At 38.5% G+C, this 13,752-nt stretch carries 12 protein-coding genes and 1 pseudogene; 5 read left to right on the top strand and 8 right to left on the bottom strand.

Features of this window, described 5'->3' with window-relative positions; genetic code table 11:
• Positions 1–482: 482 nt before the first annotated feature.
• From FHS57_RS29305 to FHS57_RS29290, 4 genes are read right to left on the bottom strand one after another with little or no spacing between them, the layout of a single operon-like run.
• Positions 483–887 (bottom strand): EamA family transporter, encoded by a 405-nt coding sequence (locus tag FHS57_RS29305; RefSeq protein WP_183979979.1) that lies wholly within the window; start codon positions 885–887, stop codon positions 483–485.
• A 9-nt stretch (positions 888–896) separates the two neighbouring features.
• Positions 897–2,135, bottom strand: a complete 1,239-nt coding sequence (locus tag FHS57_RS29300) for a sensor histidine kinase (protein ID WP_183979977.1) — start codon at positions 2,133–2,135, stop codon at positions 897–899.
• Entirely contained in the window at positions 2,132–2,809 is a 678-nt protein-coding gene (locus FHS57_RS29295) for a response regulator transcription factor (protein ID WP_183979975.1), read from the bottom strand. Before FHS57_RS29295 ends, FHS57_RS29300 begins: the two co-directional genes overlap by 4 nt.
• A 25-nt stretch (positions 2,810–2,834) precedes the next feature.
• Entirely contained in the window at positions 2,835–5,267 is a 2,433-nt protein-coding gene (locus tag FHS57_RS29290) for a TonB-dependent receptor (RefSeq protein ID WP_229601490.1), read from the bottom strand.
• Positions 5,268–5,979: 712 nt separating this feature from the next.
• Here FHS57_RS29290 and FHS57_RS29280 point away from each other — a divergent pair.
• On the top strand, positions 5,980–6,354 hold the full coding sequence (locus FHS57_RS29280; RefSeq protein WP_183979973.1) for a BlaI/MecI/CopY family transcriptional regulator: 375 nt from the start codon (positions 5,980–5,982) through the stop codon (positions 6,352–6,354).
• 236 nt (positions 6,355–6,590) lie between these two features.
• On the opposite strand, the gene FHS57_RS29275 is transcribed toward FHS57_RS29280, so the two are convergent.
• Positions 6,591–6,779: a 3-coathanger stack domain-containing protein gene (locus FHS57_RS29275; protein ID WP_183979972.1), complete on the bottom strand. Its 189-nt coding sequence runs from the start codon at positions 6,777–6,779 to the stop codon at positions 6,591–6,593.
• A gap of 22 nt (positions 6,780–6,801) precedes the next feature.
• Positions 6,802–6,999: a DUF1493 family protein gene (locus tag FHS57_RS32225; protein ID WP_183979971.1), complete on the bottom strand. Its 198-nt coding sequence runs from the start codon at positions 6,997–6,999 to the stop codon at positions 6,802–6,804.
• Positions 7,000–7,917: 918 nt separating this feature from the next.
• Here FHS57_RS32225 and FHS57_RS29265 point away from each other — a divergent pair.
• Together FHS57_RS29265 and FHS57_RS29260 are read left to right on the top strand one after the other, a co-directional pair.
• Positions 7,918–8,835 (top strand): hypothetical protein, encoded by a 918-nt coding sequence (locus FHS57_RS29265; protein ID WP_183979970.1) that lies wholly within the window; start codon positions 7,918–7,920, stop codon positions 8,833–8,835.
• Positions 8,836–8,870: 35 nt separating this feature from the next.
• Positions 8,871–11,627 carry a CHAT domain-containing protein gene (locus FHS57_RS29260; protein WP_183979969.1) on the top strand — a complete coding sequence of 919 codons (2,757 nt, stop codon included), beginning with the start codon at positions 8,871–8,873 and terminating at the stop codon, positions 11,625–11,627.
• Here FHS57_RS29260 and FHS57_RS29255 read toward each other — a convergent pair.
• Entirely contained in the window at positions 11,624–12,298 is a 675-nt protein-coding gene (locus tag FHS57_RS29255) for a hypothetical protein (RefSeq protein ID WP_183979967.1), read from the bottom strand. The genes FHS57_RS29260 and FHS57_RS29255 overlap by 4 nt on opposite strands.
• 12 nt (positions 12,299–12,310) lie before the next feature.
• Positions 12,311–12,907 (bottom strand): RNA polymerase sigma factor, encoded by a 597-nt coding sequence (locus FHS57_RS29250; RefSeq protein ID WP_221225763.1) that lies wholly within the window; start codon positions 12,905–12,907, stop codon positions 12,311–12,313.
• A 144-nt stretch (positions 12,908–13,051) separates the two neighbouring features.
• Between FHS57_RS29250 and FHS57_RS29245 the strand changes: the two genes are divergently transcribed.
• Together FHS57_RS29245 and FHS57_RS32220 are read left to right on the top strand one after the other, a co-directional pair.
• On the top strand, positions 13,052–13,405 hold the full coding sequence (locus tag FHS57_RS29245; protein WP_183979963.1) for a LytTR family transcriptional regulator DNA-binding domain-containing protein: 354 nt from the start codon (positions 13,052–13,054) through the stop codon (positions 13,403–13,405).
• A gap of 181 nt (positions 13,406–13,586) precedes the next feature.
• Positions 13,587–13,752 (top strand): annotated as a pseudogene (locus tag FHS57_RS32220) (transposase); the annotation flags it as partial.

Here is a 13,752-nt window from a genome sequence, read left to right as displayed (position 1 = left end):
TTAGAAGTAATACATTGTGGTTTTTTCATTTTAATTGGCAAACAAAAAAACGTATATTAGGAAATACAGTTAGTACTATACCCTGCAAAAAAAAGGGCAAATTAGGTAAGAAGCGAAGAAAATAAGAGTTTTATAGTTACCAAGCTCCAAAACATCTCACTTCCCATGAACCCAAGGCCTGAAAGCGAAATTACCAGTGTTTTATCAAAAACTCCAATTGTCAAGAACTTATCACGCAAAAAGTTCATCGGATTATTTGTTGTAGGAATAATAAAAAGTAGAAATCGGGGCGACCCGTGCCGTACAATATTGCGAAGTTGCTCAACATCTAAACACTGAGACTAAATTAAGCTCGAATGAGGTTCGAACTCAAGACTTTTTCAGGGAGGTACAGCTTTTTAGGCCGCTTATGCGAGAGGTGTACCGATTTAACCACTAACTTATTTCAGTACATTTAGATATTTTACTTTACATAAAATTCATTATAAAGCTGCATTGCTATTCGCTTCAAGGCAATAAGCATCCCTGCAATAATGCAAGCCAATCAAAATTTTCAAACTGATGGGCTCTCTCAGCAGAATAAGTGTAAATGCTAAACTTAATTTGTCAATTATAGCTACTTTAGACGCCAATCCCGTTTCCATGGCTTTAAATGAGAAACCAGTCGTAACTCCTGAGAGAACGACAAATAATAAACTTCTTTTTGGAATGTCGATTACTTGTCGGTGTTCGCCGCCAATGATAACAATGCACCACACAATTACAAGAATAAGGACCGTCCGAATTGCAGAAGCAACGTTACCACTAACACCGCTAATTCCTATTTTTGCCAGTATAGTTGTTAGGGCGGCAAAAAAAGCGGAGAAAATCACGTAATATTTCCACATGATTGATAATCAATTGAAATCAATGGAAAAATAATGAACTCCTATCTGATAGGTGTGTGCAATAGTCCAGCCGTTTAATAAACAAATTTGATAGACGATGGCTAGCCCCAACCCTGTCCCCTGAGGATGACTGGCATTTTTGGTAAACCGTTCAAATAAATGTTCGGACGGGAAATCTAACGCTGAACCGGGATTACTGATGATGAGTTGTTGCTCACTTAAAAAAATGGCTATTTCACCAAGAGAAGGAGTATAACGCAGCGCATTGGAAAGCAGATTAGAAAGCAAAATATCGCATAAATACTTGTCTGATTTTACCGTAACGGGCTTCAGTGTGGTTATCAGTACATTGTTTCGAACCGAAAACAGCTCCTCCATTTGCTCCAGATGTTGCTGAAGTTGCTCATCTACACGAATCAGTTGCTTTTCGGAATAAACCTGATTGTCTAACTTGGCCAATAACAATAAGTTACGATTCATTTTGCTTAACCGTTCCACGCCCGATTTGGCCTGCACAATATAACGTGCCATTTCTTCACTGACCTCCAATTGACTCATCCGATCCAATTTGGATTGAATAATTCCCAACGGTGTTTGAATTTCATGCGAAGCATTTTCGGTAAACTCCCGCAGGGCCAAATATTCGCGGCGACTGCGTTCGGTGAGGTCTTTAAGAGAGTACTGCAATTCTTTAAATTCGGTGATGGTAGAATCATGCCATTCCAGCGGTTGAGCTGAACGCACCGAGAATTGTTTTAAGTTTTCCAGATTTAAGAAGAAAGGTCGCCAAATTTTTCGATTAGAGTAGTAATTGATCAATACGCCAAAAAATGCCATCCACAACGCCACTCCCAAAAAAGAGATAAAAATGGTTTTATAGTAACGTTCCCAACCAATGTAAGAGGTCATTACCGTAATTTGGTAATTGCGGTGATTGACTTTTTTAACAAGCGTGAGATAATAGTAACCCTCTTTTTCGTGCTGCAACCGATCATAGATCAGCGTATCACCCCAATGTTTGTTGGGAGGGAAATCAGCGGAGACTTCCGTAATTGTCGTAAGTGGAAAATTTACGGCTTTGCGCTGGGCCACTTGATCCGTAACCATATCCGCCTGTAATTCAAGCTGTTCTTTCATCTCAGCAGTTACTTCCTGCCTTAACAGTAGGTACAGAGCAATGCCAGCAATGGATAAAATGACGGCCATTGCCAACAAAAAATTTTGCGTGGTTTTATAAAGCAGTTTCACACTGACGTAAATTTATAACCCATTCCATAGACCGTTTTGATGTAGTCAATTCCCGTATGTGCCGCAATTTTCCTGCGCAGATTCATTGTATGCACATAAACAGTATCAAAATTATCGGCCATATCATAATGATCTCCCCACAAATGCTCGGCAATGGATTGTTTGCTCACCACGCGGTTTTTGTTGACAATAAAATAAAGCAGCAATTCATATTCCTTTTTGGTGAAATTCACGAGCGTGTCTTTATAAAAAACAGTTTTGGCAACAGGGTCGATGACTAAATCATCCACAATGATCTGCGCATTTCCTTTGAACGATTTTCGTCTTACAAGCGCATTGACCCGCGCGTTCAGTTCTTCCAGATGGAAAGGTTTGGTAATGTAATCGTCGGCTCCAAGATTGAGTCCTATCAATTTATCATTCAGTGAATCTTTGGCGGAAACAATCAATACACCAGCTTCGCTGTGCTGTTTTTTGAGCATTTGCAATAAAGTAAGTCCATTTCCACCCGGCAACGTAATGTCCAGAATGACAACATCATACTCATACAAGGCTATTTTATCTTCTCCCGCTGCAAAGGACATCGCTTTTTCGCAGCGATACCCCTGCTCGGTCAAATAGACCTCCATTTCGTCCATCAACAACGGTTCATCTTCAATCAACAACAGTTTCATAAGCACGCCTCGCGTCGGAATTTGATTAAAATTTATAGTTATATCCTACTCTGACCACTTGTGTTTCGTAATAGTCCGTACTAATATAATTAAAACCAGCACCTTGAATGGTCTTTTTGATTCGCATTGTATTCAGCAAGTCAGTAGCGTTGAGATAAAACTCCCGTTTGCCGTTTTGCATTGACTTTTTAATGCCCACATCTAACGAAAACCGCTGTCCTATTTTTCCCTGCGGAATCAAATCGGGCGCTAAGTAAATGGCGGTCATTTGCAGGTCAATTTGTTTTGGAAAATGAAAAAGTCCATTCCATTTTACGTTGCCCGAAAGAAGTTGCTCGGTAGGTGCTGTAAAGGTATTCAGCGCAGGATATTTATTAACTACACTAAACGCATTAATCTGATTACGATAGCCGTTGAGGTTTAGATTGAACGAAAACCATTTAGACATTTCCTGCGACCACATCAATTCGAGACCCGTATTGTAACTTTTGCCAGCGTTTTGCATGATGGAATAAATCAATGTACTGCCAGAAACGATACTCGCGATACGGGTAATAGTGCCCTTCGCCATGCGATGGTAAGCCGCCATGTAGAGATATCCCTTTGCCAAATTGGTTTTATAACCTAATTCCAACGTGTTGGTAAACTGCGGCGCTAAAGCAGGATTTCCCACTTTGATAATCTCAGCATCGTCGTATTTGGGAAATACGCGAATGTCCACTTCATTGGGGCGATCTACACGACGGTTGAAAAATAACGACAGTTTGTTCCGATCATTGATTTTATATGCCGCCCGAAGATTCGGGAACGGCTGCGTGTAGTGGTAGCCATCACTTTTATAGGTATTGTGGTTAGGATCAACCAGATAGCGCACATCCACGTATTCCATGCGAAGTCCCGCCTCCAATTCAACCTTTGTATTTTCATAGACGTAATTGCCGTAGAGTGCCGGAATGTTTTCTTTATAGGTAGCTTTCCCTCCAGCGTTGACGTCCAACGGAGAATTTTGGCCTGGGAAAAACTGCATATTGGTGGGGATTTGCCGCCAACGGTATTTCATTCCCGCTTCCAAACGCCCGTATCGAAGCGGGCGAATATAATCTGCTGTAAAATCAATCACGTGCTCATCTGAGAGCAATTTGAACGCATCCAACCCCGTAAAGGTGGGCATGATGTTGGTAAAAAAATACTTTTCGTCTTCTCTGTGAAACGTATAATTAAGGCCAAAATTCAATAAACGCCCGGGCTGGCTGAACTTGTGCTGAAAGGACGAAGCCGCAGTAATGGTGGTTTTTAGTTCATCTTCCAAAAATTGCCACAAACGTTTTCTTTCCGTCAGGGTTTGATTAAAAAAGGGCTCGTCGCCATCATCCAAAATTTTCTCGCTGCTGAAAAGACCCGAAATCGTAAATAAGTTATTGGGGTCAATGTTCCAATCCATCCCTGCCCGCAGGGTACTTATGGTTGTTTTGCGGTTACGTTTAGTTTGTTGGTTGATTACCTCTCCCGTGTCATACGTACGGGTGACAAATTCATTTTTGTTGAGTGTAGGCGTGTACAGTACATCTCCTTGAAAAAACGTATTGATATTCTTTTTACGATAATTCAACGCCAGCGATGGATTGAGTTTCGGAGTATTTTGAAACTGAGGACGAATATTGGGCAAATTTACTTTTTTCATCCACAACGCTCCCAAACCCGCCATCATTCCCGCTTTTCCGTTGAAGCCATCCTGCTTGTTCTTTTTGAAAATAATATTGATAATTCCTGCATTGCCGTTGGCATCGTATTTGGCGGAAGGGTTATTAATGATTTCTATTTTATCAATGGCCGAAGCAGGAATGTTATCGAGGCTGGTCTGACTTCCAAAACCCGTGAGCGCCGTTTGTTTACCATCCACCAACACCGCTACTTTATCGCTTCCGCGCAGCATGACTTTGCCTTCCTGAACGGTAACACCTGGCAGGTTTTGCATCACTTGCAGGATAGAACCGCCGCTTTGTGAAATATTATTTTCCACCGAAAAGGTCTTTCGATCCAATTTTTCTCTGATCTCATCGGCTTGACCCGTGACGACTACTTCGTTGAGCGTGTGGGTATCGGTTTGCAGTTCAATACTGCCCAAATCAATAAATTCTGACAAGTTTCCGACAAAAAGCGACTGCTGCCCAGGCGCATAGCCAATGGATGAGTACTGTAATGTATATTTACCGGGTTTGATTTTTGCCAACGTAAAACGCCCGTCATCGCCACTGATGGTACCTGCTATGAACGTACTGTCCTGAGCATTTTTTAGAATAACATTTACGAAAGGAATCACCGCTTTGGTTTGATTGTCTTTGACAACGCCCGAAACGTTAACCGCGGAATATTGAGCAAACAGTGGTGCTTGAATCGTGAGTAAGAACATAAACCAAAGCGTGCATTTTAACGAAATCAAGGAGGTTCTCTGCATCATATTATTAGATTTTATGGCTCAAAGGTGATATTCAATTTTAAAGAAAGTTTAAAATTTATACGAGTGAATGATTTCAGTGAATAATACTTTCGCTTTAAATCCGAGTTTGAATTATATTGAAATAGCTTCTTTAGTTCAAAACTGTGCGATTTTCATGGATTCTTCCAGAATCTCATCATTGAGTAACAAATTATACTCTTCAATATCCATACGAGCTATCATCCTATCCTGGGATTATTATCTATAGGAGTACTCAAGTGATTGCAGATATGTGTTGACAATAGGCTAACTTAGAGACCCAAAAAGCGATGAATATTAGGAAATTTATAGATTTTTGAGAAAAAGAGTAGAATTGTAATACCCCCTTGGACAAGCGACCCGAAGGATATGCCGATTTATCTCGGCGCTTTATGTTACATTAGGCGGCTATTCAGCCTAAAGAGCCGTCCTATGCAAGCTTCTATTTTAGCCCGTGTATGAAAGCGCGCTCGCGCCAAATATCAGACCTAACCGCCATTGCTGGATGTTGTGGCCGTAATTGCAGTATGGAAGAAGTAAAACGGTAGGACAAATCATAGGTCGTGTGGCCAAAAAGTATAGTTCATCAGCCACTGCCGTGTAACGTACAAAGAAATTCATTTAGCCTTTCAACAAAAAATAGACTATGTCATTATTTTTTGTTACTTGTACGCTAAAATAATATTAAACAAGGATGAAAGAGTTAACTAAAGCAGAAGAAATGGTAATGTTGGTTTTGTGGGAACTTGAAGAAGGGACCGTGTGGAGCATTTTAGAGTGTATTCAAATGACGCCAAAGCCCCTCTATAATACCGTTTCTACGTTTATTCGCATTCTTGAAAACAAAGGTTTTGTAAAGCACAGAAACCTTAATAACAGGACGTACATGTATAGCCCTGCTATTACCAAAGAGGAATATCAAAGGTACATAACTACTAGATTTGTCTCGCTGTACTTTAACAATTCGATGAAAGAAGCCGTTGCCTATTTTGCAAAAGAACTTTCAGACGTAGAAAAAAAACAACTAATTGATGCTAGGAATAGCGCGAGTCTTCGTAATAAGGACTAGTGTGTTAGCCCACCCCCAGCCGCACAGTAGGGATAACCCCACGCAAACCCCTTCCCTACTCTTGGCGCTTTCAACCCCTTTTATGGCATCGCACAGCCATTTTAGCGTGTTTGAAAAAAACACCCTACGCACAAAGGAGTTGAAAACCTTACGCACGCTCCCCTGCGTTTTGCCTGTGAAACCCCTACTCTCCTTCCCACTCCCACCCATATCTATAAGGAGTATAGTATTATAAGTTAGTAAGCACTGACCGAGCCAATTTTAGCTAAGAACGCATCTTTTGCGGTGGCCTCAAAGCCTGGCAATAGGGTAACTTGGTTAATAGCTGTGTATCGCCCATCTACAATTTTTTGGGTAGAAGTGATGGTTTTACCTTGAACACCGCTGTTGAGGCAACCGTTGAGTTTACAGAGTGAAATTTCCATTAAAGGACTTTCCTCTTTTAAATTATTCTAACGTTCTAAATATTACAGCTTCCAATAACATCCCAATTGTTAATTCCTTATCTTTTTTCGCTTGATTAAAAGAAACCACACTAGGTTCTGAATAGATATACTCTGCGAATCTGAATCTACTAATATCAACATTGAATTTCGTCGAAAACGCAGGTATTAATTCATAAGCATCGTCACCGATAACCCCCAAAGGCTTTGTTGTACGACTAATTTATATCAATAATATACAATCAAAAATGCGATTTATTTAGTATTTAAAAAAGAATCTGTTGAATATAGACCGTTTGGGCTGAATATATGTCAAAACTTTGCTATGGGCCAAAAGATTTGTAAAATGGGTTTACCAGACTCACACTTCAAAAATCATAATGGCACATGGAGGCTAAAAATACGCACATAGATTTAGATTTACAGTCTCATTTACCTTGGAATAAGGCAAGGATTAAATTCTTAGAGTTACTGATTATATCACTAATTCGGACTCACGGCGTCATTTACAGTCTAAATGCTGTAAGTTTAAACGATAGGATAATTTATAATAATTTCAGAAGAATACAACGTTTTTTTAGTGACTTTATCATTGATTTCGACCAAATCGCTTTGCTTTTGATGGCTATTAACCCTGTAGAAGAGCCTTATATATTAAGTTTGGATTGAACTTATTGGCAGTTTGCGGGCATAAACTATAATATACTTTGTCTAACTGTTGTAGCTGATAGGATTAGTTCACCTCTGCTGTGGATGATGCTTGATAAACGGGGAAGCTCTAACCAAAATAAGCGTAAAGCACTTATAATGAGATACATTTTATTGTTTGGGTGGGTTCCATTGAATGCTTAACGCAGACCGAGAATTCATAGGACAAGAATGCATGGTCGCCCTTTAGGCAGGGGAGGATGTCAAAGAGTAGGTGTTTTTATGTCAAAGGAGTCTAAAAGAGGCTGTCTTAAAAGGGGGCAGCCTCTTTTATTTACCCCCCAAAAATGCTGACTGTTTAATGTCTTTTGAGGAGCATTGGAATATCATCAAAAGTAGTTTTAAAAAAATAACCAAGAATTGGTTACATAACTCCTGTCCTAACGTATAAGAAAAAAAACAAACCAATCGAATGAAAACATTATTGGCAATTATTGCACTTTTTGTAACGGGATTTTTATCGTTTCAACCAAACCAACAACTCTCAATCAAATATGTTAATGTAAAAATTGATGCTAAATCAACGTCAGATTGGCTTCAAAAGCCCATCAAAAGCTTGAAATTAGCACAGGCCAATTCTGGCAATGCTTTTTATGTTGTAGAAGGTAATAAAATAAAGTTGTATATAACGGAGGAATTGCCTAAACCTTTCAATGTGACCGAGTTTATGGCTGCTGTAGAGGCAGCACAAGGCCAAACTAACAGTAAAATAAAGGAGGATATGTTTTTTAATCTCAACAATCTTACTTCATATGGTGTGATAAACATCGACTTATGGGGACATAACCGCAAGGTAGTAGCTATTAATGGGAAGCAAGTAGCTATGATTACCGCAGACCTCATTTATGTAGCACCAAATATCAGTAAGAATTACTTTTATACCATATTGGAAGGACATTACAAAGCAAGCGAACCAATGCTCCGTAAAGCGTATTTAGTACACTTGGACTACAATAAAGTTCCTACTGTTTTCCAAAGTCGTGTGTGGACTGAAGGAGCATCGTCGGTCATAAAAGTGGGAATGGGTAAACCTGATTATCAGCAGATTAAAGTTGGTAACAAAACAGCCCCAATCGGAGGATACCCAGTTATAGGATTCATAGACTTACCTGCAACAGCCAAAGCGAAACCAAAACGCAATCAGGTTTATTATATCAAGTATGAATTTAAAGGCGTAGGTGCCAAATTTGCTTTGCCCATTCAAATTTTTATACCCAATTCAAATAAAGATTTCTCTGGCCAAACCATGCTTGGATGCCCTGTTTGCCCCGTTAATATTGGCTATACACCAGACCCGTCGTCAGCAGATGATAAAAGCGAGGGGAATTAAATAATATAGACGTGCAAACAAAATACATATTTTTCATGATTGTTTTGTTGTGCTATGGCCTAGAGGTTATAGCACAACAAAACGTTGCTGTAAATTATAAACGTAAAGCGGATTCTAGTTTTTTAAAAGGGAATATCAAAGATGCAGAAAAATGGTATCACCAAGTAGTTGAAATACGGCGTCAACAGAAAAAGTTTGCAGAATTTGCTTTTGCCCTCACCGACTTAGCTGCCCTAGAATTGACCAAGGGTAATACTTTAAAAGCAGTACAATTAGGCCGTAGTGCTTTGAGTTTACTTCCAAAATTTCAAAATGATACGATTGAGTTTCGTATTGTGAGTTATTTATCCATTTTTTATGATGGGCTTTACAAACGTGATTCTGCTGATTATTTTGCTGATAAAGCAGATGCACTTATTGAAAAAAGTAAACTGGTTCAAACCCGCGATGAAGCTCTTTATCATTTTCTTGATCGAGGTCTTCGAGCTTTACACGAGAACGATTTTAAACTGGCAGATACTTATTTTCAAAAAACACTCTCAATATCTTCCCGTGTCTCAACTTTTGATGTAGGGGTATTGTACAATAACATGGCATTGAGTTTATTTTATCAAAAAAAATATGATGCTTCGTTAAAATACTACCAACTGGCTCTATCTAGCCGTATTAATAGCAATGCGGAACGGATATGGCTCAATTTAGCAGAGTGTTATCTGGCCTTACAAAATTTTCAAGCAGCTTTCAAAATTATTAATGTCTCCTGGAAAAAGTACAAACTAAACCAAGTTGGGGGTAAAGTTTCTGCAAATCAACTCTTTGAGCAACGTTACTGGCGTGCTTTGGGTATATATTATAAAGCAATTTCACAATTGCCAAAGGCGCTTCATTGTTTTCACTTATCGTTGAATATAAGCAAAAAAAACAACCCGAAAGGCATAGAAACTGCCGATATCTTGGGGCAAATGGCTCAATTATACACTATACAAAACCAACCAAAAAAAGCATTAGCATTTTACCAGAAATCCCTAGAGGCAGGCCATCGACACTCTATAAGTGACGATTTTTATCAAAACCCAGATTTGAATAATATTTTAATTGAGCGTGAGTTTTTTCTATCTCTTCTAGGTAAAGCCAGTGCTTTCAGCCAACTGCACAACCAAACACACCAAGAGAAAGATTTAAAAGCAGCTTTGGACACCTATCAGTTAGCTATACAGTTAGCCGATAAAATGAGACTTAGTTATCAATCTCCAGAAGCGAAATTATTTTTTACCGAAAATAGCTACTCAGTTTATGAACATGCTATTCAGGTAGCTCACGAAATGTATAAACGTACGCATAAACCTCTCTACCAAAATCTTATTTATGATTTTTATGAAAAAAGCCGAGCTGCAACCCTCTCAGATATTACTCGAGAAGCCGATATCAAGCCTAAAACAATTCCTGCTAAGTTACTAGCCAAGGAGAAAAGATTATTTCAACAGATAGCAAGTTTAAAAGCCATAATTCAGCAAATTGACAGCCTCAATACAAAAAAGTACAAAGCACAGCTGCTAGATAAAGAACTTGAATTAGAACTACTTACCGAACGATTTGAGAGAGAATTTCCCGCCTATTTTCAGCTTAAATACGCTACACAGTCATTTAACAAAAATTACATTAGACAGAAACTTCTTAGTAATGACGCAGCCTTAGTTGAATACTTTTTGACACCTACTCAACTTTATATATTGGTTTTAACACGTGAACATTCACAGGTAATAGTTCAGGGGGTTGATAGTAGTTTCCGAAAATCAGTTTTGCAATTTAGAACATTGTTAAGCCAAAACCCAGGAAGCAAAATGTATGAAGGTGAACAATCTTCTGCAAACCTTTATACTAATCTGATCACACCTATTATACCATTGATTTCAAGCAAAAAGCGGTTAGTTATTGTGCGTGATACAGAGTTGAACTATTTGCCGTTTGAAGTATTAGCTGCTAAACCTGATGATTATTTACTAAAAAAGTATGCAATCAGTTACGCTTATTCGGTGAGTCTTTTATTGGATACCCTTAAAACAAAGTCTTATCCTTCGAGATTATCAATTGCCCCTTTTACGGGTAGTGCACCCAACAATGGCGCTTTTAGGGATAACCCCCTTGTACCACTTCCTGCTTCTGAAAGGGAGGTAAAACAGATTGGTGGTGATGTTTATCTTGCTAAAGATGCTACTAAAAAACACTTCTTGGAGCAATATCGAAATCACGGTATCATTCATTTTGCCACACATGCGCTGACCAATGACAATGACCCTATGCGCTCATTCATAGCTTTTTATCCTGATAGCAATGAATACCGTCTTTTTACCAATGAATTGTATGATTTGAATTTGAACCATACTCAGCTGGTTGTTTTGAGTGCTTGCGAGACGGGAGCAGGGAAGTTACATAGAGGAGAAGGCGTAATGTCCCTTGCTAGGGCATTTGCGTATGCAGGTACCCGTTCGGTAGTTACGACTCTTTGGAACGCCAATGACGACGTAACAGCTTACATTTCAACGAAGTTGCACGTTTATCTTAATCAGGGTCTTACAATCGATCAGGCATTACAAAGGGCTAAGCTGGACTTTTTGAGTTCTCATCTTGCTCGAAGGTATGACCATCCCTATTACTGGGCAAATTTAATACTCATCGGAAGAACGAATCCTATTGAAAGCTCAGTAACAAACCATTTCCAATGGTTTGTAGTATTATGTATTTTGATAGGACTTGCAAGTGGGTATTATTTGTGGAGAAAACAAAAAAATTAAAACAACAATTTCCACTTCACTTTCCATTTATCAATTGTTGGTATGTTAAATTGGAATTTAGGGTTGGATTCAATTTGTTCTAATAAATCTTTTGCTTGTTGGTTTTTACCTGTTTTTTGTAGAGCTACGACTTCATACCATGTAGCCACATCACGGTAATAAGGGTGTAAATTGGGAATCTCTTCGATTTGGTCAAAAAACAAGGTGGCTTCAAGAGATTTTCCGTGTTGTACTAACGAGACTGCTTTATTAAGTTTCTCTAATACGGGGTCATTCATCACATGATTATTACTTCGTTCTGAAAAAGCCATAGGTTCATAAGTTACATCGCTAAATGACAAATAACCCATAACAATTGCGATAGATGCTACAGAAGTTATAGCACTTAGTTGTCTTGTGAATAACCACCTATTCCTTAGTGGTATAACTTTTACAGCAATCGTTGTTTCTTCGTTAGCCCATTCTGCAAATTTAGCTACTTGAATTTGTTGAATTTTTTCCCTTAGTAGCTGCCGTTCTGTGACTTGAGCCAGAAGTTTTAATTTTGTGACATCTTCTTGTAGAATGCTATCAGACGCAATTCTTTCTTCAAACGCTCTTTTCTGTTCTTCCGTAAGTTGACTCAGAAGGTAACTACTTATCAGTTGAATTTCTGCTTCAGTTCGTTTCATTGTTTTTGTAAATTATCGGGACATCAACTGAGATGTCACTTTTTCGAGGCAGTCGCTTTTTGCGTTCCTAACACTCTGTTCGCTTTTGAGTTTTCCTTCTGATATGAGTATGTCTGACATTTCTTTACCACTCATTCCTTCAACTAACCACAGTGTAAAAATTTGTTTACAGTGTTTCCCTGCTTTGTCAAAAATGGCCAAGTACCTATCCCACCTCTCTTTTTCAGCTAGTAAAATACTAATATCTGGTTCGTCCTCATAAATTTCTTTTGCAAATTTATCGTCTCGTTCTTCACGGTTAGACTCCTGACTTAGAAATTTATGCCATAAATTTTTACAAATCGTAGTTAGGTATGCCGAAAGTGATGCACTTGATTGGGTAACATAACGTCCCTCAATAATATTATGCACTAAAGCTTCTACCGATTCCCAAATAATATCCTCAGGCTGTTTAACATAGTCTTTGGTATTTGAGCGATTTGACAGGAATTTTATTAGGAAACTCCGATTTTGTGTATAAATAGCTTCAATCGCTTTGTCTCGTTCTCTTCCTCCAGCTAAAATTCCATCGACAATATCATCATCCGAAAGCCCTCGCTTAAAACTCATACTCATATTATACTTCTAGTGGGGTAATTTATCATGTATGGGGCGAAAATATTTAAAATATTGCATTACTGGATAAAAAATATAGAACATACATTACAAAAAGAGGGATTGCTGGTATAAGTCTGTAATTAAACATCTCAAAATATGCAAACATCATTACGCCCTTGTTCAGAATCCGCTATTTACTTAAATCGAAATAAAACTGTGATTCCATTTGATAAAATCTTAAGAGTAGAGGGGCGAGGGAATTATACAGCGTTTATTCTCAGAAATAGCATTCAGGTGTTATCTTCAAAAACTTTATCATTCTATGAACCAACTCTGCCATCGCATTTTTTGAAGATACGAAAAGGGCTTATTATCAACTGTACTTATATTGTATTACCTAAGTATAAACGAATAAAACAAATACAAATGATTGATGGTGTAGAGTTGGAAGTTGCACGGCGCCAAATATTTTTGGTTAATCAGTATCTGGCAAGTTGGCAAGTTAGGTAATACTAGTAAGGGGCTTAGAGTGGCACTCAAATAACATACACTGTGCTTTACAAGATTAGTTAATTCATTTTGGTTGCACGGTTGTGTGATGGCCCCCTAAATTTAGACAGGCATGATAATTGATAACCACCGTCTAAACAAACACACAAATCTAAGGGAGTAGTGGTTCAGAAAAACAAAATCAGAACTCAAGAAGCTGCATTCAAAAATTGCCGATGTTCGCAAAGACTTTTTGCACAAAATCAGTTTTCAGTACGTCAGAGATAATTCTTTGATTGTGTGTGAAGATTTGAAGGTTAGCAACATGATTAAATTCGGGAGTCTTTCAAAGCATATTGCAGACGTTA

The organism is Runella defluvii (assembly GCF_014195535.1).
Classification (GTDB): Bacteria; Bacteroidota; Bacteroidia; order Cytophagales; family Spirosomataceae; genus Runella; species Runella defluvii.
Note: the sequence above shows the minus strand (reverse complement) of the source record. Positions and strands in the feature narration are given on the sequence as shown.

Excerpts from the sequence above, each read along its gene's own strand:
- FHS57_RS29275 (WP_183979972.1), bottom strand. The coding sequence starts at position 6,779 with ATGGAAATTTCACTCTGTAAACTCAACGGTTGCCTCAACAGCGGTGTT.
- FHS57_RS29295 (WP_183979975.1), bottom strand. The coding sequence starts at position 2,809 with ATGAAACTGTTGTTGATTGAAGATGAACCGTTGTTGATGGACGAAATG.
- FHS57_RS29265 (WP_183979970.1), top strand. The coding sequence starts at position 7,918 with ATGAAAACATTATTGGCAATTATTGCACTTTTTGTAACGGGATTTTTA.
- FHS57_RS29280 (WP_183979973.1), top strand. The coding sequence starts at position 5,980 with ATGAAAGAGTTAACTAAAGCAGAAGAAATGGTAATGTTGGTTTTGTGG.
- FHS57_RS29250 (WP_221225763.1), bottom strand. The coding sequence starts at position 12,907 with ATGAGTTTTAAGCGAGGGCTTTCGGATGATGATATTGTCGATGGAATT.
- FHS57_RS29305 (WP_183979979.1), bottom strand. The coding sequence starts at position 887 with ATGTGGAAATATTACGTGATTTTCTCCGCTTTTTTTGCCGCCCTAACA.
- FHS57_RS29255 (WP_183979967.1), bottom strand. The coding sequence starts at position 12,298 with ATGAAACGAACTGAAGCAGAAATTCAACTGATAAGTAGTTACCTTCTG.
- FHS57_RS29260 (WP_183979969.1), top strand. The coding sequence starts at position 8,871 with ATGATTGTTTTGTTGTGCTATGGCCTAGAGGTTATAGCACAACAAAAC.
- FHS57_RS29290 (WP_229601490.1), bottom strand. The coding sequence starts at position 5,267 with ATGATGCAGAGAACCTCCTTGATTTCGTTAAAATGCACGCTTTGGTTT.
- FHS57_RS29245 (WP_183979963.1), top strand. The coding sequence starts at position 13,052 with ATGCAAACATCATTACGCCCTTGTTCAGAATCCGCTATTTACTTAAAT.